General features: G+C 54.3%; 19 protein-coding genes. 15 read left to right on the top strand and 4 right to left on the bottom strand.

What is annotated here, in order from left to right:
- Positions 1–2 precede the first annotated feature (2 nt).
- Both GWA01_RS03510 and GWA01_RS03505 read right to left on the bottom strand, forming a co-directional pair.
- Positions 3–1,184 (bottom strand): serine hydrolase domain-containing protein, encoded by a 1,182-nt coding sequence (locus tag GWA01_RS03510; RefSeq protein WP_146794064.1) that lies wholly within the window; start codon positions 1,182–1,184, stop codon positions 3–5.
- A gap of 131 nt (positions 1,185–1,315) precedes the next feature.
- Complete coding sequence (locus GWA01_RS03505; RefSeq protein ID WP_146794061.1) at positions 1,316–2,134, bottom strand: DODA-type extradiol aromatic ring-opening family dioxygenase; 819 nt, start codon at positions 2,132–2,134, stop codon at positions 1,316–1,318.
- A gap of 112 nt (positions 2,135–2,246) precedes the next feature.
- Here GWA01_RS03505 and GWA01_RS03500 point away from each other — a divergent pair, with 112 nt between their 5' ends.
- From GWA01_RS03500 to GWA01_RS03485, 4 genes are all read left to right on the top strand, one after another.
- Complete coding sequence (locus GWA01_RS03500) at positions 2,247–3,167, top strand: LysR family transcriptional regulator (RefSeq protein WP_146794059.1); 921 nt, start codon at positions 2,247–2,249, stop codon at positions 3,165–3,167.
- A gap of 90 nt (positions 3,168–3,257) precedes the next feature.
- Complete coding sequence (locus GWA01_RS03495) at positions 3,258–4,025, top strand: tetratricopeptide repeat protein (RefSeq protein WP_146794057.1); 768 nt, start codon at positions 3,258–3,260, stop codon at positions 4,023–4,025.
- Positions 4,026–4,301: 276 nt separating this feature from the next.
- Positions 4,302–5,780: a glucoamylase family protein gene (locus GWA01_RS03490; protein WP_146794055.1), complete on the top strand. Its 1,479-nt coding sequence runs from the start codon at positions 4,302–4,304 to the stop codon at positions 5,778–5,780.
- Positions 5,781–6,001: 221 nt separating this feature from the next.
- On the top strand, positions 6,002–6,508 hold the full coding sequence (locus GWA01_RS03485) for a hypothetical protein (protein WP_146794053.1): 507 nt from the start codon (positions 6,002–6,004) through the stop codon (positions 6,506–6,508).
- A 62-nt stretch (positions 6,509–6,570) separates the two neighbouring features.
- On the opposite strand, the gene GWA01_RS03480 is transcribed toward GWA01_RS03485, so the two are convergent.
- Positions 6,571–6,723: a DUF3309 family protein gene (locus GWA01_RS03480; RefSeq protein ID WP_146794051.1), complete on the bottom strand. Its 153-nt coding sequence runs from the start codon at positions 6,721–6,723 to the stop codon at positions 6,571–6,573.
- A gap of 86 nt (positions 6,724–6,809) precedes the next feature.
- Here GWA01_RS03480 and GWA01_RS03475 point away from each other — a divergent pair, with 86 nt between their 5' ends.
- The 6 genes from GWA01_RS03475 to GWA01_RS03455 all read left to right on the top strand — a co-directional run bounded on the left by GWA01_RS03475 (position 6,810) and on the right by GWA01_RS03455 (position 12,671).
- Positions 6,810–7,556 carry a C1 family peptidase gene (locus GWA01_RS03475; RefSeq protein WP_146794049.1) on the top strand — a complete coding sequence of 249 codons (747 nt, stop codon included), beginning with the start codon at positions 6,810–6,812 and terminating at the stop codon, positions 7,554–7,556.
- The gene (locus GWA01_RS03470) at positions 7,553–8,164 is read left to right on the top strand and encodes a hypothetical protein (protein ID WP_146794047.1); all 612 of its coding nucleotides are present in this window, start codon (positions 7,553–7,555) and stop codon (positions 8,162–8,164) included. The genes GWA01_RS03475 and GWA01_RS03470 overlap by 4 nt, the downstream gene beginning before the upstream one ends.
- Before the next feature lie 96 nt (positions 8,165–8,260).
- The gene (locus tag GWA01_RS12950; protein ID WP_186819442.1) at positions 8,261–8,431 is read left to right on the top strand and encodes a hypothetical protein; all 171 of its coding nucleotides are present in this window, start codon (positions 8,261–8,263) and stop codon (positions 8,429–8,431) included.
- A 100-nt stretch (positions 8,432–8,531) separates the two neighbouring features.
- The gene (locus GWA01_RS03465) at positions 8,532–10,190 is read left to right on the top strand and encodes a phospholipase C (RefSeq protein ID WP_146794045.1); all 1,659 of its coding nucleotides are present in this window, start codon (positions 8,532–8,534) and stop codon (positions 10,188–10,190) included.
- Between the two features lie 6 nt (positions 10,191–10,196).
- Positions 10,197–11,516, top strand: coding sequence for a cytochrome-c peroxidase (locus GWA01_RS03460; RefSeq protein ID WP_146794043.1), 1,320 nt, complete (start codon positions 10,197–10,199; stop codon positions 11,514–11,516).
- Between the two features lie 18 nt (positions 11,517–11,534).
- Positions 11,535–12,671: an HAD family hydrolase gene (locus GWA01_RS03455; protein ID WP_228118308.1), complete on the top strand. Its 1,137-nt coding sequence runs from the start codon at positions 11,535–11,537 to the stop codon at positions 12,669–12,671.
- Here GWA01_RS03455 and alr read toward each other — a convergent pair.
- A complete protein-coding gene (gene alr, locus GWA01_RS03450; RefSeq protein ID WP_146794040.1) occupies positions 12,668–13,795 on the bottom strand; it encodes an alanine racemase in 1,128 nt (375 codons plus the stop codon). The two genes, GWA01_RS03455 and alr, sit on opposite strands and share 4 nt — an antisense overlap.
- A 262-nt stretch (positions 13,796–14,057) precedes the next feature.
- Here alr and GWA01_RS03445 point away from each other — a divergent pair, with 262 nt between their 5' ends.
- The 5 genes from GWA01_RS03445 (at position 14,058) to spt (ending at position 19,920) form a co-directional block, all read left to right on the top strand.
- On the top strand, positions 14,058–15,419 hold the full coding sequence (locus tag GWA01_RS03445; protein ID WP_146794038.1) for a lipopolysaccharide biosynthesis protein: 1,362 nt from the start codon (positions 14,058–14,060) through the stop codon (positions 15,417–15,419).
- 1 nt (position 15,420) lies between these two features.
- Positions 15,421–16,551 (top strand): sensor domain-containing protein, encoded by a 1,131-nt coding sequence (locus GWA01_RS03440; RefSeq protein ID WP_146794036.1) that lies wholly within the window; start codon positions 15,421–15,423, stop codon positions 16,549–16,551.
- Positions 16,551–18,356 (top strand): fatty acyl-AMP ligase, encoded by a 1,806-nt coding sequence (locus GWA01_RS03435; protein ID WP_146794033.1) that lies wholly within the window; start codon positions 16,551–16,553, stop codon positions 18,354–18,356. Before GWA01_RS03440 ends, GWA01_RS03435 begins: the two co-directional genes overlap by 1 nt.
- A gap of 119 nt (positions 18,357–18,475) precedes the next feature.
- Positions 18,476–18,730 (top strand): acyl carrier protein, encoded by a 255-nt coding sequence (locus tag GWA01_RS03430; protein WP_146794031.1) that lies wholly within the window; start codon positions 18,476–18,478, stop codon positions 18,728–18,730.
- Positions 18,727–19,920, top strand: a complete 1,194-nt coding sequence (gene spt / locus GWA01_RS03425) for a serine palmitoyltransferase (RefSeq protein ID WP_146794029.1) — start codon at positions 18,727–18,729, stop codon at positions 19,918–19,920. The genes GWA01_RS03430 and spt overlap by 4 nt, the downstream gene beginning before the upstream one ends.
- The last annotated feature ends 37 nt before the right edge of the window (positions 19,921–19,957 follow it).

Raw genomic sequence — 19,957 nt, 5'->3', positions numbered from 1 at the left:
CCTCAGACCGGTGCCGAAAGGCCAAGAGCCTTTGCTGCTGCCGTTGCAATATCGTGGCGCAGCTTGACCACACTATGACCACCCGAGGGATGCACGCGGTTTGTTAGGATCAGAACGTAGCTGTCCGTATCCGGATCGATCCACAAGGATGTCCCGGTAAAACCCGTATGGCCAAAAGAGTGGTGGGAGAAAATATCGCCACGTGGGGTCGAATAATGCGTGTCGATATCCCACCCCAAACCACGCAGTTCCGTTTTTCCCTTCGGCTGCTGCGGTGTTGTCATCTGCACAAGCGTTTCCCGGCCAAGTGGGAATTTGCTCGATCGCCCTGCCAGGCGGTCAAGCAACGCCTGCGCATAAAGGGTCATGTCCTGTGCGTCTGAAAACAGGCCCGCATGCCCTGCCAGGCCGCCCATTCTGCGCGCAGTCGGATCATGAACGACACCGCGTAGCATTGTGCCGTCCGCATCGAACTGGGTGGGTGCAATCATCGGGCGCAACGCGGGATCTGGTAGAAAGCCAGACTGCGTCATACCCAGCGGGTCAAGAATATTGCGCCGTGCATACTGATCCAGCGTCAGCCCGCTTGTCTTTTCAACAATCAGTCCGAGCGTAATGAAGTTGATGTCGCTATAAACGAATTTAGCACCCGGAGGATTGATCAGCGGGGAATTCATCGCGCGTCGCACACCCTCTGCCTTCCCACTCCAGGCATCACCCAAGGGCACATCGGGGGGAAGTCCCGAATAATGCGTCAGGAGCAAACGCAGCGTTATCGCCGCTTTGCCATTCACGGCGAAATCCGGCAGGTATTTTGATACCGGATCATCAATGTTCAGACGCCCCGCTTCAGCAAGTTGCATGACTGCAAGCGCCGTCATTGTGGGCTTTGTCAGAGACGCCATATCGAAATGCGTGTCCCACGTCAGGGCTTCACGCTCAGGCACCAACGCGCGATTGCCATAGACATACCGATGAACAACATGGCCACCGTGCCCGATAACAACGACAGCACCCGGTGTCTGGTCTTCTTTCACCGCCGATCGGACCAGACGATCCACATCCGCGAAAGGGTCGGCGGGGACGGAACGCGCGCATCCTGAGAGGGAGATGGCAGCGGCAACCGTACCACCCAAAATGAATTGGCGGCGCCCCTGAATACCTGCCTGGAAAATGCTTTTCATATTGGGTCTACCGTCTCCTGCCACATGCATTTTTTCCTTGGACGGAAAAGGAGCGGCAGCTTAAAGCCGGATAGAGGATATGCGCAACTCGTTGCGAGAGTGTTTCGTGCCGGTTCCGCTAAAATTCGAATTTAGCCGAACCGGTACCCGGACAAGGTCTTTCCAAGTATTACGTCCCGATAATCATGTACCCCCCGATCATCACCTGCCGCCCCCGCAGCAACCATCAGAGGCAACAAATGCTCTTCGCGAGGGTGGCACAAACGCGCAGCAGGTGCGGTTTCCCAATTTGAAAGTCTGGAATTGCGCCGCACGGCCGTGTCTTCAATAACCTCCGTAAGCCAGTCATCGAATTGAACCGAAGCCTCAGCCGCCCTCGGATCATGCGTCATGAAGGAGCGAAGATTATGGTACGTCATGCCGGTAGCCACGATCAGGATATTCCGACTTCGCAACTCGGACAAAGCCTCACCCACCTTGAGGTGGAAAACAGGATCAAGATCCTTTTGCAGTGATAATTCCACCACTGGAATGTCCGCCTCAGGAAACGCCACAAGGAACGGTACGAAAACACCGTGGTCAAAGCCCCGCTCGGCATCCGAAGCAGACGCTATGCCAGCCTGCTGCAAAAGGCGGCAGACATCCTCAGCCAATTGTGGTGCGCCCGGCGCCGGGTATTTCAGACGATAAGTATGCTCCGGAAAGCCATAATAATCATATATCAGCGCAGGGTTTGGACTGCTGGTTACCGTAGGGACAGTGTTTTCCCAATGCCCTGAAATAACCAGAATGGCCGAAGGCTTGCGGGGAAGCGATCGACGCACACCACTCAGATACGCCTCCATACGAGACCACCGTTCCGCCCCATCCATAAAGAAACACGGGCCGCCGCCATGCGGAAGAAACAATACCGGCTGCATTCCTGAATGGGTCTCTAGCTGCTCGGTCATTTATTACCTCAATCCTAACGAAAACGCTTGTGGAAAGCATTGCCCTCAGACTCTCACTTCGATAATCCCCATATAAAGTATTTCAGTTCACACCCCCAGAGTGAGGCAGGCAATGCTTGATCGTATTACCGGTATGCAGGTTTTCGTCCGGGTAGCAGCTTTGGGCAGTTTCTCCGCTGCGGGTCGTGATCTGTCCTTGTCCCAAACGATGATCACAAAGCATATCGTGGCGCTTGAAACCCGGATGGGGTCCACCCTTTTTCATCGCAGCACGCGCAAGCTTTCACTGACAGAATCTGGTCGGCTGTTTCTGGATGGTTGCCAGAAAATTCTGGCCGATATCAGCGAAGTCGAACACACTGTCGGGCGCCAGAAGCTGGAGCCTCATGGCAAACTGCGCCTTAATGCCCCTGTCTCTTTTGCCATTCGCCATCTCGGCCCACTCATGCCGGAATTCAGCCGGCGCTATCCATTCGTAACGGTAGAGCTTGGCCTCAATGACCGATCTGTGGACCTGATCGAAGAAGGCTGGGATCTTACCCTGCGTATCCGTCAGATGGCATCCAGCACCCTTCGGACACGCAAGCTCGCGGATGTCCGCTTCGCCATATGTGCTTCTCCGGCCTATCTTGAGCGTGCGGGAACCCCAAAAAGAATTGCAGAACTGAGCGAACATACATGCCTTGGCTATACGCTAAGCCCCAATGTCGGCCCTTCTCGGTGGAGTTTTGGTCCTAACGGCGAGAAATCCATTTCTGTAAAATGCGCGCTGACGGCCAATAATGGAGATGTCCTCCGGGAGGCTGCTGTTGCGGGACAGGGTATCATCTATCAGCCAAGCTTCATCGTGAATGAGGAGCTCCATGATGGTCGCCTGAAACGCCTTGAACTCGACTACCCAACAATCGAAGGGCCATCGTTGCACGCCGTCTATCCACCATCTGATCACGTGCCACTGAAGGTCCGGGCCATGATTGATTATCTGGTTGAATGCTATGGCCCCGTCCCCCCATGGGACCGTGTACCCAGTTAAACATGCATACCCTCTAGGCATATAACGCAAGGAGGTTCAGAATGAATTGCAATTGATTATCACTCTGACCTTCAGGCTTATCTTTTCACTATGCCCTTCCCTTTCTTTTTTCGGAAAAGCGGTAAACGGACTGCCACAGACGGGCCCGCCCCGCTCCCTGAGCAAATCGAAGCCATTCGTGTACGTGCCATGAATGGGCATCATCTCGAAATCGTTCAATGGGGACAGGTACTGCTCGATAGCGTCTACATGGAGCGCGACGAGAAGAGCGCTTTTGAATGGTTTTCCATTGCCGCAAATGCAGGTTTTGGCCCCGGGCACAACATGGTGGGCCGCTGCCATCAATTTGGTTGGGGTTGTCCTCAAGATTATAAAAAAGCCGCCAAGGCTTATGCTGCTTCTGCGGGCGCAGGCGACGAGTGGGGCCGTTATAATCTTGGCATCATGACCATGCGTGGCATTGGAATGCAAAGAGATCTGAAAACAGCGCTGGATCTATTTCGTCACGCAGCCATGAATAACCACGCAAAATCCATGAACCTCTACGCACGTTTTCTGGAAGAAGGCTGGGAAACACCGCAAAATCAGGCTGAAGCCTTGGAATGGTATCGTCGCTCAGCAGAAGGCGGGGATTACCGCGGCCAACACAATTATGCGACGGCACTTGTCAGTGCAGGCAATCTGCAAGAAGCCCTGACCTGGTGGCGGCGGGCTGTCGTGGACGCGACATCCGATATTCTTCTGGCGATGGATCGAGCTCTCAGCGCACTTGGAGAGCATACAGATCCAGTTCTTCAGGCCCGCGTGAAACAACGCCTTCAGGAAATGCGAATATCTGCACCCCAAATCCCTGATTGATCTTTTGAATCCCCATGCAGAGGCTCTGTCCAGCATGTCATCAGACAGCTTCATGCATGGGCTGAACGACAGAGCACCGATTTCGAACATCCGGCCTGCACTTGATGACCTGCTGGTATTAGTTCCGAACTCTCAAAATAGGAATTGGGGGAGACACTCTGACAGATACTTCGTGAGTGACACAATTTTTTTTAGCACGGTGAAACTATAACAATTTTTCACGAAACAGAGGGTCCCCTACACAAGGTTCCTCTGCTTAGTCTGTTCTTCATGAGCATGAAAAATAGATCCAGAGCGACCTTATCCGGAACTCCGCACGTCATAAACCGAAAGACACGTCCGTGGCTTTGTGGAGTATTGGCTGCGGGGATTTTTGGACTGACATTGGGGCATGCCTCCGCGGCAACCGTTCAGGATACTGGCTCTGCGGCCATAAGCCCGGACGAAATGTCCTTTGTGAAAGACCTCGAAAAACGGACCTTCAACTGGTTCTGGGATTCTGCCAATCCCAAAACCGGCCTCATCCCTGATCGCTTTCCATCTCCTGCCAAAGCTGCGAGCATCGCCAGCGTCGGATTTGGGCTGACCGCCTATGGAATCGGTGCAGAGCGCGGATATATCACGCGCGCACAGGCTGTTGATCGTACACTTCTCACCCTTCGCTTTCTGGCAAAAACACCCCAGAACGATGAGTCTACAGGATCATCCGGGTATCATGGCTTTTATTACCACTTTCTAAACGCCGAAACCGGACTGCGATTTGCAGACTGGTCTGAACTCTCAAGCGTCGATACGGCGCTCCTAATGAGTGGCGTGCTTTTTTCACAGTCCTACTTCACTCGCGACGATGCCAAAGAACGTGAAATCCGCCATCTGGCCGACGTTCTTTACAAGCGCGTTGACTGGCCCTGGATGCAGGCACACAAACAGTGGCTAAGCATGGGGTGGACACCTTCGGGGCAGTTCATCACGAGCGAATGGAAGGGATACAACGAGGGGATGATCATCTATCTCCTCGCCCTTGGGTCGCCAAGCCACCCACTTCCGGCAGATACATGGCGCAAGTGGACGGCAACATACAATTCCCAGTGGGGTGATTTCGAAGGCCACAAGCTATTGAACTTCGCGCCCCTTTTTGGTCATCAATACAGCGAATCATGGATTGATTTCCGTGGCATTCACGATGACTGGAGCCGCGCGCACAATGTTGATTATTTTCAGAATAGTCGACAGGCCGTCTATGCGCAGCGTGATTATGCGCAGGCAAATCCGGGGGACTGGAAGGATTATGGGAAGGATATCTGGGGGCTGACGGCGTGTGATGGTCCCGGTGATGCCCAGATGACGGTCAACGGAAAGCCTCGTCATTTTCTGGCTTACAGCGCGCGCGGGGCTGGACGGGACTATATCCTCGACGACGGCACCATCGCTCCGACTGCTGCTGGCGGATCAATTGCTTTCGCGCCTGAAATTGCCCTTCCCGCCCTTACCGCCATGCATGCGCGCTACGGAGACCGTATCTATACGCGCTATGGATTTGTAGACGCATTCAACCCATCTTTCACATCCAATGGCAAATTCTGGGCCGATAATGAACAGCTCGGGATTGATCAGGGCCCGATCCTGCTGATGACCGAGAACTGGCGCAGTGGCTTTGTATGGAATGTCATGAAACGCAACCACTACATCCAGGACGGCCTTGAAGATGCTGGTTTCAAGGGGGGATGGCTAACCGGCATCAAGCAGAACGGCTGAGTAGTCATAATTTTTTGGCTGGACAGGCTTGTGTACTTGCTGCGCTCGTAAACATGGGAATACTCCCATACTGTCTGGCGATCTGATGAGCATTCTCTGACCTGCTCGTTTATCAATATCAGCCCGACGCTGAAGCAGTTCGCTCGGATAGCTTTTTTGATTTTCCGAAATTTTATCAAGCCGCCCTTCGGGGCGGTTTTTTTTATGTCTGGAGCATTTAAATGCGTTTTCACACGCGCGCCATTTCTTCCTTTTCAGCCCTCGCCCTTCTTGCATCTGTTTCAGCCTGCACGACGACCGGAGACACGACGACGTTCAGCACCGCTGCCCTTGGCAATGATGCAAGTGCCATTGCTTACGCAGTCCAGGCGATTGGCGATATGCCTGAGGTCACGACGCATCTTTCGCCCGAAGACAAGACAAAATTTGATGGTCTTGTGGCACAAATTCAGAGCGTTACCGCTGAAATCACCGCCAACTCGAATGGTAGCGTCGCGGTCAATACAGGCAAAGACTGGGCAAAACATCTCGGCGAAGACCTGCAAAGCCTTCTGACAATCGCGACGCCCATCGTGAAAGTCTATTACCCGTCTGCCGCAACATATATGAGCACGGTCAGCGCGATGATCCCGCTGATTGAATCGTTGGCCGGTGTTTCTGCTGTAAGCGTCCGTGCGATGCCAGAAAACGATGCGATGATCAGAGCCCGCATCTATCAGGGCGTCTGACAAAAATTAAAGGGCAGCAATTCAGGATTACTGCCCTTTAAAAATTTAAATCCCAAATATGGTTATATCTGCCCCATAAGCACCAATATTACTACAATAATAACCACAAAACCTAGTCCACCGGATGGGTAGTATCCCCACTTCGAACTATAGGGCCAGGATGGCAATGCACCAACCAACATCAATACCAGAATAACGAGCAGAATTGTTCCCATTGGACATCTCTTTCTGGTGGTTGAGATAACAATACGCATTTCAGCCGAGAAAGTTCTTCAGCCGTTACAGAAATGAAAGAACCCGCATGAACCGCAAGCTCGGTAAGCTTCCCCCACGCCACGATCCCCGAACTTTTCGTCTCGAATCTTCTCTGGGCACCCGGCTCATCACGCCACCACCTGCCATAAACTGGGCCACAGATGTTACGTGGCCAGTCTGGTGCAACGACACTCTTGGCTGCTGTACACAGGTGTCCGTCGCGAGTGCCATCCGCTGCTGGACGCTGGCTGCCCAAGCTCAGACCCTGCTCTCTGACGAACAGGTCATCCGCAATTACAGCGCCGCAAGCGGCTATATCCCCGGCAATCCGGCAACGGATCAAGGCGGTATCGAGCTTGATGTCCTGAACCGATGGGTGCGTGAGGGGTATGAGCGTCCCGGCCAGCCGGGACATGACTACCTAACGGCATTCGGCAGCGTCCCTCCCACCGATCCCTCCGCCGTCCGAAGGGCGATTGCAGCGCTCGGAGGTCTCTATATCGGCGTGCAGATCCCGAACTATATCATGCAGACTTCTGGGGACTGGATCTGCCAACCCATAGCCAACCAGACGATCGCTGGTGGACATGCCGTCTGGATTCACGGGTATGATCCAGACTGGCTGCATTTCAATACATGGGGCGAATGCCGCCGCATGTCGTGGGGTTGGTTCGAGCAATTCTGTGACGAGGCCTATGGTCTTCTGTCGCGTCAGAACTGGCTGACAATCCGTGGTATGTCGCCGCAGAACGAAGATATGGATGCACTTATCGCTGAAATGAGGGCAGCATGAAGCCATTATTCAGCACCCTCATAGTGCTTCTACTATCGGGCTGCGCCTCAGGGACACAACCACCCACAACGATCAGCGCCGCCATTCATGGCATACACGCGGATCTTGTTCAGGCAGGAGTTGTGAGCACCTCCCACTTCCAGAACTGGAACGGCGAACAGACTGAAAGTTTTGATGCCAATATTCGTGCGCTCCAATGCACGCAGACAACATCTGATCCTGTAGTGGCCATTATTTCCGGCCCGGTAACGATGGCACTGAGTGGATCTTTCACGCAATCTGGCTCATTCTCGGTTAGCACTTCGGGAGCAATTCCGGTTTTTGGCCTGAATGCTAATGCATCCCGGATACATGCACAGCAACTAACACTACCTGTGCAGTTCATTCCTTTGTCTGCACTTCCCGATACAGAACTGGCGCGGGAAGTAGAATATGCGGGAGAACTACTGGCCCAGAATGATGACGTCCGACATGCAACGGCTGCCCGACTTATGACAGAGCGGGATGCCCTCGATTTACATATATCCCAACAGGTCCACGGCTTTCATGTAACCCAATGCAGGGTGCCTCAACACGCTTTTCCTTTTGTGAGTACGAAACGCCTATAAACACACCAATTCATACAAAAGTCATACATAACCAGGCACTGATCGCTTATCAGTGGAGGGCCGGATGACGGCATCTTTCCGACTGGAGCGAAGACCATGAAACTTCAGCCTTCAAAGCCTTCCCGTCCCTCCCGTCACGACGAATGGCGTCAGACCCTTCTTGCGGCATGGCAGGAAAGACGCGCTGTCCCAACTTTCGACTGGAATAGCGATCACTCCAGGAGCTTCTTTCAGGAAATCGAAAGCTACGAGGAAGAAGCACTCTGAAATTTCGGCCTCCCTGCATACTATTTCAGGAGCTACCCCTGTTCGGGAAAGTCTGTTCCTGAAATAGTATCAAATTCTCATTGCTCAGATCAAAGCAGACATGACATCTTTTTCGCAGCGCCTCCTTCTCGCATCTTCCCTTCTGACGGTGAGTGTAACAGCACTCCCTGCCTGCGCGACCCCCACAAAGACAGCCACTCCCGTGCGCCATCTTGTGGTGCTGTATAATGAGAACGTGTCCTTTGATCATTACTTCGGCACATATCCAAAGGCCGCCAATCCTGTTGGTGAGCCCGCATTCAATGCCAAACCAGACACCCCAGCCGCCAACACGCTTGCATCTGCGGGTATGCTGACGAGCAATCCGAACACAAACCCTCAAAACGGCCTCAACGCAGCCCTTCCCTTCCGCCTTGACCGCACGCAGGCCGCTACAGCCGACCAGAACCACGCCTACACAGCCGAACAACTCGCCTACCACCACGGCAAAGCGGATCTCTTTCCGCGTTATACCGGCCGTGGATCTCCGGGGGGCGTTGGCTCTTTCAGTACCCATGGGCAGGTCATGGGATATTTTGACGGCAACACTGTCACCGCATTGTGGAATTACGCCCAGCATTTTGCTTTGAGTGACGCATTTTATACAGATGCCTACGGTCCTTCCACGCCGGGGGCGCTGGAAGTTGTGTCCGGGCAAACCAACGGCATGCGCATCAAGACAACCACCCAGCCACCTGCGACACGCAAAATCGCGTCCCCTTATGTTGGCGACGGACAGGGCGGCTGGACGATGATCAATGATATAGATCCTGCCGACGATGTCTGCTCCACACCCAAAAATCAGGTCTGGATGACGGGGAAAAACATCGGCGATCTTCTGACGCAAGCAGAAGTTACATGGGGCGGCTTCATGGGTGGCTTCAACCTTCAGGCCACCAATTCAAACGGCACAACTGCTTGCCAGCGCTCCATTTATTCGCAGGTCGTAGCGCAGAATATTCCTGATTATATTCCGCATCATAACTGGTTTCAGTATTATCAGAGCACGGCCAACCCCACGCACGCGCGCCCCTCGTCTATCGAAGCCATCGGCCAGACGAACACGGCAGACGGCAAAGGCAAGGATCCCGCCAATCATGAATATGATCTGGAAGATTTCTATGCAGTCACGCAGGCTGGCCACATGCCTGCTGTTTCTTTCCTGAAGCTTCCAGCAGCTCAGGACGCCCACGCAGGATACTCGGACCCCCTTGATGAACAGGAGGGAATTGTTCGCCTCCTGAACTTCATCCAGAGCCGGCCGGAATGGAAAGATACTGCCGTCATTATCGCATACGACGATTCAGATGGATGGTACGATCACGCTTTCATCCGTCCTCTGCATTCTTCAATGGACCCCGAAGTCGATCAGCTTGATGGACCTGGCCGTTGTGGAAACGGCGTGCAGCCCGAGGGTGTTTCAGGGCGTCCGGTTAACGGTCGCTGTGGGCCCGGAACGCGCCTTCCGCTGGTGCTTATCTCGCCTTGGGCAAAGACCAATCATGTCGGTCATACCCAGATTACCCAGAGTTCCATCACACGCTTCATCGAAGACAACTGGCTTGGCGGTAAGCGCCTTGGGGGCGGATCCTTCGATGCTGGCGCGCATGATTTGAATGACCTGTTTGACTTCAATCAGCCCCCCCGCCTCACGCCGCTGCTTCTGGATCCCAAAACTGGCACTCCAATTTCCACACTCCCTGCTGTGGCCAGCCATTAAGGAGTGATGAAACGCGTCTTTGGCCTGCTATCCACGCTTTGCCTGGCCTCATTGCTCGCATTACCCGTTTCCGGGTCTGCCCAGTCCTGCGATCCGGATAAGGACGGTCGCAATCCATGTCCCACACAGCTTGTGAGGCCACCGGATAGCGGCCTGTCAGCAATGGGCCGTATAGGTCGGAAGCTTTTTCACGACCCTCTGCTTTCTGGATCAGGACGCCTCTCCTGCGCGTCATGCCACGACCCTGCCGCGCATTACGGCCCGTCGGCTAGCACTATTTTCGCTCTGGGAGGTTTGGATCTTAGGCACTCTGGCCGACGGACCGTCCCAACATTAACCTATCTTGAACGCACTCCACCGTTCAGTATTGGCCCTGATAATGCTGTTAGCGAAGCGGCACCTTCCGTAGCTCCACCAACCGGAATGACCCATACTCAAAAAAGCGCCAGCAACACAGCAGGTTCCGCAGCAGCGATCGTGCCACAAGGTGGCCTGTTCTGGGATGCACGGGCAGACACTCTGCAAGAACAGGCAACAGGACCACTTTACGACCTGAATGAAATGGCCTCAACGCCTGAAATTGTGGCCAAACGCCTGCGCACAGGTCCAGCAGCCAAGGCGCTATTGCAAATTGCCGGACCCGCTGCCGAGAAATCAGATACACTTCTCGTCTCGGAAGCCATGTTTGCACTGGCGCGCTATCAGATGGAAGATTCTGCTTTCCATCCGTATTCAAGCCGTTACGATAAATGGCTCGAAGGAAAATCTGCTTTTTCGCCCCAGGAAAGCCGCGGATATCGACTTTTCAATGATCCGGCTAAAGGCAATTGTGCGGCCTGCCACGTGGATACAGTGGGTCCAGACCGTCTGCCGCCTCTTTTCACCGATCACCAATATGAAGCGCTTGGCGTACCTGCGAACTTACAGCATGCAGGCAAATCACATCCTGATCTTGGCCTGTGTGAAGCGAGACGGGTAGAGACGCAGAGCCAAAAAGCATATTGCGGGTTCTTCAGCACTCCAACTCTACGCAATGCGTCAACACGCGGTCATTTTTTCCATAATGGCGTTTATTCAACGCTTAGACAGGTTATCGATTTCTACGTCCTCCGCGACACACAACCAGAGCGCATTTATCCATTAGGCAAAGACGGCCAACCTCAGAAATACAATGATCTTCCTAAAGAATATCACGCCAATGTCGATATCATGGATGCACCCTTCGACAGACATGCAGGAGACAAGCCAGCTTTGAGCGTGAGTGAGCGCGAAGATATCATCGCGTTTCTCAAGACACTTGAAGATGCACCTTATTCAAGCAGATAGCGGAGATACTCAGCAGAAATGCTGTTAGTAAATTCATTAGCCATGACCAAAACTGCCACTCACTCTGCGCATTCTTCAGCAACAGTCACCCAATCCATCATATTTATGGATTTTTCAGAGACAGATCAGGATTTCCCAACGCTAAGACAATGTGGCGACCGACCTTTTCTGGCTTGGCTAGTGCGTGAGCAACAGAGGTTCGGGGTGCGTAAATTCATTTTGATCGCTGCAGCAACACTCCCGGAAAACACCTTTGAAATTCTGCAATCGCACCTGCCTTGCCAAGCAGATTTTCAGTGCCACCTTGCCGCCAATACGCCACGCGCACTTCTAACTGTTTGCGAGCAACTGCAGCCTCGTTTCCTCGTCTCTCACCAGGCTGTGCTTTTCAGTGGAAATATGGCGAGACTTCTGTCCGAGGCCAGCAAAAAACCTGAACAAACCTGGCAATTGCGAAGCGAAGATTCAAACTGCCTGTTACTTGTAAATCGTGATGCCATTCCTCAGGCAGGAGCATCTTCACTCACTTGGCAGGAGTGGAAAGAATATCTGCTGGGAGCGGGAAAGCTCAGTCAGATATCTCTGCCTGGCAAGCTATGGTTTCCACCTCAGCAAAGCGAAAGCAACGACTCTTTCAAACAGCTAGAGCGTCCAGCTATTTTTCTGGATCGGGATGGCGTGATCAACGAAGACCATGGCTGGGTTGGCACACGTGAACGCTTCCATTGGACTTCAAATCTTTTTGGAGCGCTGCGGCGCCTGACAGATCTTGGCTACCACGTTTTCATTGTCACAAATCAATCTGGAATTGCCCGGGCCTTTTATACCGAAACTGACCTTCACGACCTCATGACATGGGTTATCGATGAAATTCGTAAACACGGAGGGACAATTGACGACTGGCGCTTTTGCCCCTTCCACCCGAATGCATCAATCGAACAATATCGAAAGACTTCCAACTGGCGGAAGCCAGCACCGGGGATGATTCTGGATCTCGCCGGCAAATGGAAACCTGATCTCTCACGCTCAGTGCTGTATGGAGATCAGGAAACGGACCTCCAAGCCGCAATAAACTCAGGAATTCCAGCCGTGAAAGTTGGACCAGAGACTCTGGCCTCTTTTGTGGACAGTAGTTTTCCAAAACCCTCGGTCTAAATGCTCTCGGCTAATACCTTTTCCATTTTGTATACCCGATGAAAACGGCTGCCGAGCGACGTCAGAATTTCATAGCCAATCGTACCACCAGTGCGCGCCAAAGCGTCTACATCCTGCTTCGGCCCCACAACCGACAGGATATCGCCCGGCTTAAGGGTGCTGTCGGGTAATGCACTAATATCAATCGAGATACTGTCCATAGAAACCCTCCCCACGAGTGGAAGGCGGACATCCTGATACCAGACAGCGGCCTGCCCCGCCTGAGCCCTGAAAAAACCGTCAGCGTAGCCAATACCCAATGTTGCAAGGCGCGTGGGTTCTTTAGCGGTCCATGTCAGACCATAGCCAACACGATCTCCAGCCTTGATCGAGCGGACTTGCACCACACGGGCGTCCAACGAAATTACTGCAGAAAGGGGATTGGGGCCGCCATCTGGCGCGATTCCATAAAGAGCAGCCCCCGGACGGACGAGTTCAAAATGATAATCGGGGCCAAGAAAGATACCCGAAGATGCGGAAAGCGAGCGTGGAACTCCCGGAAAACGCGATGCCATCTGAAGAAAACGCTCGCGCTGTGTGGCACTGAAAATGCTGTCAGGCATATCAGCACAGGCCAGATGACTCATGACCAGAACCGGTTTCAAAGTCTCATCAAGAAGCCCCGGAATATCCAGATCAGCTTCCGACAGACCAAAACGCGACATGCCACTGTCAAACTGGATCGCAGCGGGCAAAGCATGGCCAATTTTTACGCTAAGCGTCTTCCAGGCTCTCACCTGACTGACATCATTCAGAACAGGTAGAAGATTATTCGTCAGCATTTCCTCGGCACATCCAGGCATAAAACCATGGAGGACGAAAATCCGGACATTGGGGAGAATTTTGCGTAACGCGACTCCCTCCTCCATGTGCGCCACGAAGAACGTACGCGCTCCGGCACGCTCAAGCACTGGCCCCACATGCGTCAGGCCGAGGCCGTAAGCATCTGCCTTAACAACCGCCGCACATTCTGCAGGCCCAACTTTTTTTGACAGGAACAGATAGTTTCGTGTCAGCGCATCAAGGTCCACACTAAGCCACGCGCCAGCGCGATCTGAAGTTGTACCATCAAAAACATGCTGCATTCTCAAGGCCTGTTCTGCCGTAAATTCAGAATTCTATACGCAGCACGTTCCAAACGCGCAATCAATCCAGCGTACAAAAAACGGCAGATTATAAACCTTCAGAGCCATTCAACGCAGCAACTCTGCTGAGTTTGAACACTCCGATCCAAAGATATGCTGCAAATATTTGACACAAAACGTGAGTTTCGCTTTCCGTCCGAAACCCTATCTCTGTCATCAACTGGGCCTAACGGCACAACCAGACAAAGGTTCCTAGCATCTGATGCCTGACGAAAATTCGTCTGCAAAACACGTCAAACCGGGCGGTGTCCGGCGGGTCATGAGTAATCTGGGTGTGCTCTTGGGCGGCCGAGCGATCAATGCGCCCCTGAGCCTCCTGCATATCTGGCTTGCTACCCGCCTTCTTGGAAGCGTGAATTTCGGCCTTGTTGCCATGATGTACGCGTTCGCACGCACCATCGGGGACATCGTGGATTTCCAGTCGTGGCAGACTGTCCTTCAATATGGTCTTCGACCTCTGACTGATGGCAAGCGCCAGGAATTTCAGAAAATAGTCGGATTCAGCCTTCTTCTGGATTGCTGTGGCGGTCTTTTAGGATTTTTTGGCGGTACGGCAATCAGCCTGTTGTGCATGAACATGCTTGGCTGGCCCCCTCAGATACATGTCATCGGCGTTATATACTGCGTTTCGATCCTGTTCATGGCATCGGCAACGCCAATGGGCCTGCTCCGAGTCTTCAACCGCTACGATCTTCTGGCGGTACAGGGAACCGTAGCCACAATCGTGCGCGTTATTGGCACTGCGTCCATGGCACTGGGATGGGCGTCGCTTCCGGCTCTCGCAGGGGTCTGGATTGCTGCGGAAATCGCGGCATGGGGAACGATTTTCTTTATGGCTGCCCGTGAAATGAAAAACCGGGATCTGGTCCGGGGCCTATTCCACGAGACGTGCGCGCTGATTCCAGATCTCAAAAGCGGCCGCTTTTTCAAGGCTCATCCAGGCATCTGGCGCTTCGCCTTGACCACCAATCTCAACTCGACACTCGCCCTCGCCTTCGGCCATATCGGGACATTGGTTGTAGGAGCATTCGTGGGCCCCGCAAGCGCTGGTTATTACCGGATTGCAAGCCAGATCGCGGCAGGAATTGCCAAACCGGCAACGCTGATCCAGACAACGGTCTACCCAGAAATGGCACGCCTCTGGCGAGACAGGGCAACCAAACGCCTCTATCGTCTGACCATTCAGATAGCGCTGATGGCTGGTGCGATCGGTACGGCACTTCTGGTTCTGACCCTCGTTGCGGGCAAACCCCTGCTGCAAATATATATCGGTCAAACGGGCGCACTTCAGACGTTGCCAGTCGTTCTCTGGCTACTCGCTGCCGAAGTGGTGACTGTATGGGGCCTGCCGCTTGAGCCCCTGCTTTTCACCATAAACCGCTCTGAAGCTGCCATATGGGCTCGCTGTCTGGAATGTGCATTTTTCCTGCCGGGCCTAGTCTTCATGGTCAGGAAATACGGCCTTGAAGGCGTGGGCCCAGCAACGCTCTGTGGCGTGACATTGCTGATCGGAATCCAGCTTGTCTTTGTTCTCCGTACGCCAGGCCTGAAGACCTCTGCGTGACATGAGAGTCGTGTTTCCCCTTATCGCCCAGCGACATCAGACACTTCACGCGTTACCTATTGCTCTGGAAATGGCAATCCGTCACGCGGATGTCGAAGTCCACGTTGCCTGCCTGACCCAAAGTCACATGCAACTGGCAAAATCGCTTGCATCGCTCTATCCCGATTCACCCGTCATCTTCGACCTGCTGCACCTGCCGGACAGGTTAAGAGCCCGCATAGAGCGTCATGGCCTGCGCGTCGTAGACCGGCTGGTGGGCCTTTTCCTGTCGCGCCATTATTTCAAGAAATTCACAGCTATCGTCGTGCCTGAATCAACGTCCCTCTATCTCCGGAAAATGGGCGTCAAAAAGCCTCTGATGGTCTGGACGGGGCACGGGGCCGGAGATCGAGCAATCGGTTTTGCCAACCATCTGCGTCGCTTCGATTTCCTGACTATTCCCGGCCGAAAGGTGGAGAAGCGAATGCTCCAGAAAGGTCTCATCAGACCAGGAGCTTATCACCGCGGTACATATGCAAAGTTTGATGTCGTCCAGCGGCTTGCCGCACGAGGACAAAAGCTTTTCGACAATGATCGCCCCACGGTTTTGTACAACCCGCATTTTGTGAAGCGCCTGTCATCCTGGACCTGCATGGGGCAGGACGTACTCGATTATTTCGCTCAGCAGGACCGGTATAACCTGATCTTTGCCCCGCATTTCCGTCTTTTCGATAATGACAGAACGTCTGGAGAGGCCCTGAAGCAGCGTTACGGCCATCACCGTCACATGCTTCTGGACCCTGGAAGCCAGCAAAGTATTGACATGACCTACACCATGGCGGCAGACCTCTACCTTGGCGATGTGAGTAGCCAGGTCGCGGAATTCATGATCCGACCCCGCCCCTGTCTCTTTCTCAACGCTCACCAGGCTGAATGGAGGGGAAACCCCAATTATCAGTTCTGGACACTCGGGCCGATCATCGAAACGACCGAAAATCTTGGAGCGTCCGTAGAGGAAGCTTTCAGGAGTCACCCTCGTTTCCTTGAGCGACAGAGACAATATGTATTAGAGACGTTCGAAAATACGGGTGATAAGCCCACCGCGCCCGCTGCTGCGGACGCAATTATTGATTTCCTGCGCAGGACCGCCTGATGTCCGGCGATCCAAACGGAGCTCGTCAAGGTTTGACCGAAGCCATTCACACACCCACCGCCCCTCTCGTTCCGACGCCAAGCCGCTCCGGTCTGGTCCGGCGATATGGAGATTTTCCAAGCTTCGCAGCTGCCCTTGATTATGCGGCGCAGGGCGAGAGTGGCTTCAATATCTATTCAGGCCGGGGGCAGCTGCTGGAAGCCCTGCCATACCGTGTTCTGCGCGAGCAGGCGCAGGGCATGGCGCGCCGCCTTCTCGGGCTGGGGCTGGCGCAGGGTGACCGCGTTGCAATCGTGGCGGAAAGCGACGGAGATTTCGCGCGCATTTTCTTCGGCTGCCAGTACGCAGGCCTGGTGCCAGCACCACTTCCTCTGCCTGTCGCTTTCGGCGGCCGCGAAGGTTATGTCGCAACACTCCGTGGCATGATCAGCAGCGCCGGCGCACGTGCAGTCGTCGTGCCAGACGTCATTGGCAGCTGGACTGCCGATATCGTCGATGGCCTTGACCTGGTATTTGGCGGCTCTCCAGCTGACCTGTCCCGCCATGCCGAAGCCGACGTCCAGCTACCGGAAATTCACGCCGAAGACCTTTCCTATCTTCAGTTTTCTTCAGGCAGCACGCGCTTCCCGATGGGTGTATCCGTTACACAGGCAGCAGGCATGGCCAATGCCCGCGCCATTGCCCGTGACGGCCTGAAAGTGCACCCTGCCAGTGACTCCCGCGATGACCGCTGCGTCTCCTGGCTGCCGCTCTACCATGACATGGGTCTTGTCGGCTTCTTCCTGACGCCGCTAACCTGCCAGCTCTCGGTTGATCTGCTCCCGACACGCGAATTTGCACGCCGTCCCCATGTCTGGTTGGATCTGATCTCCCGTAATCGCGGCACGATCGCTTACAGCCCGTCATTCGGCTACGAATTGTGTTCGCGTCGTGGAGCACAGTCTGACATCGATCTCTCCTGCTGGCGCATCGCAGGCATTGGTGGCGACATGATCCGCCATCATATCCTCGAAGGCTTCGCAGAGCGCCTCGCAGCCAATGGTTTTGACAGTCGTGCATTTGTGGCCAGCTACGGCATGGCAGAAGCCACTCTGGCAATCAGTTTCGCTCCGCTGGATACCGGTATCGAAACCGACACCATTGATCTGCGACACCTTGAAAAGAATGGCTTTGCCGAACCAAGCAACGATCCGTCCCACTCGCTGAGGACGTTCGTACTGTGCGGCGCCGCCCTCCCCGAACATCAGATCGAGGTCCGCGACCCGGACGGCAATGTCCTGTCGGATCGTCACGTCGGTACGGTATTTGTCCGTGGCCCCAGCCTGATGGTTGGCTATTTCGGTCGCCCGGAGGAAACAGCTGCAGTTCTGGACAATGACGGCTGGCTGAATACCGGCGACCTTGGCTACATTCTTCGTGGGCAGGTTGTTGTCACGGGGCGCGCCAAGGACCTCATCATCATCAACGGCCGCAACATTTGGCCTCAGGACCTTGAGTGGTCGGCTGAAAGTGAAGTCAGTACGCTCCGCTCACGCGATGTCGCCGTTTTTTCCGTTGAAAACGAGACAGGTGAGAATATCGTAGCTCTGGTTCAGTGCCGCGCGACAGAAGAAGACGGGCGGCAGAAGCTGCGCGACGATGTCACAAGCCTCTTCCGTCGCCTTCATGGTGTGGAAGTGTCCGTGGTACTCGTTCCACCGCGCACGCTTCCCCAGACATCATCGGGAAAACTGACCCGCGCACGAGCAAAAGCAATGCTGCTTTCCGGCCAGTTTGACCAGCAGGAAACTACTCCCGCAGCCTGATCAGACATTCCCTCCACACCCCCTTCAATCCTCTGCTGACGGAGGGGGTGGCGGAAGAACGATGTTTGGCCCATAAGGCTGGCCACCTGATACTTAAAGATACCGAGAGTCCAGATCCCATGACTGAGAGCGTCTCCGGCATTTCCGGAATGATTATCCAGAAGCTGCTTGCCAACCCTAAAGTGCCTCGTGATATCGATGGCAACAGCAAGATCGTGGAAGATCTGGCATTCGACAGCCTGGCCGTCATGAATTTCGTCATGGAAATTGAAGACGAGCTTGACGTTTCCGTACCGCTCGACAAGCTTGCTGATATCCGCACGATCAACGATCTGGCGGCTTGCCTTCACACACTGAAAGCTGGAAACGCGTGACAGACATCTTCGCAAAGCATGCCGGATTGCGCGCTGCTTACGAAGGACTGACGGCCTCTTCGCCGCGCAATCCCTTCGAGGTCGTGATCGAGCGTCCCCTCTCCGCTACGGTTGGAATCATCGAAGGACGCGAGACACTTCTTTTCGGCACGAACAATTATCTCGGCCTGAGCCAGTCTCACCGGGCGGCCGAAGCCGCGATTGACACTGCCCGCACAATGGGCGTCGGCACGACAGGCTCGCGTATTGCCAATGGCACGTTCGGACTGCACCGCGCGCTAGAGGAAAAACTCGCGCGCTTTTTCGGCAAGAAGCACTGCATGGTGTTCTCAACCGGATACCAAGCCAATCTGGGCACGATCTCCGCGCTCGTAAACAAAGACGACGTGCTTCTTCTGGACGCAGACAGCCACGCCAGCATCTATGACGGCGCAAAGCTGTCCGGTGCACAGGTCATCCGTTTCCGTCACAACGACCCGGTTGATCTTGAACGCCGCCTGGGCCGCCTTAAAGACCACACGGGCGCCAAGCTGATCATCGCAGAAGGCATTTACTCGATGACGGGTAATGTCGCTCCACTGACGGAATTCACAGCAATCGCGAAACGCCACGGCGCATATATTCTGGCCGATGAAGCCCATTCGTTTGGCGTCCTTGGCGCTACAGGGCGTGGCGTCGCTGAAATGCAGGGCTGCGAGTCTGAAATAGACTTCATCGTTGGTACGTTCTCGAAGTCTCTGGGCACCGTTGGCGGCTACTGCGTAACAGACCACGACGGCGTAGACCTGATGCGTCTGTGCTCCCGCCCATACATGTTCACGGCATCCCTTCCTCCTGAAATCATCGCCGCTACAATGGCGGCGCTGGAAGAAATGGAGGAGCGCCCAGAGCTTCGCATCAAGCTTCAGGAAAACGCTGAGCGCCTACACTCCGGGCTTAAAGCAGCGGGGCTTGCAACAGGCGAACATGTATCACCCGTTGTTGCAGTCACGCTCGAGACGGTTGAAGAAGCCATTATTTTCTGGAACGCGCTTTTGGAAAACGGTGTCTATGTAAACCTTTCCCTACCCCCGGCAACCCCAGACAACAGGCCCCTTCTGCGCTGCTCCGTCATGGCAGCACATTCGTCGGAAGAAATTGACAAAGCTGTCGCCGTATTTGGGGCGATTGCCAAGCAACTGGGTCACTAAGGCACAGACTGCCAGGAGGCGCTTCAGAATTTCCTGC

It is taken from the genome of Gluconobacter wancherniae NBRC 103581, from assembly GCF_007988885.1.
GTDB lineage: Bacteria > Pseudomonadota > Alphaproteobacteria > Acetobacterales > Acetobacteraceae > Gluconobacter > Gluconobacter wancherniae.
This window is presented reverse-complemented; position numbering and strand designations above follow the sequence as displayed.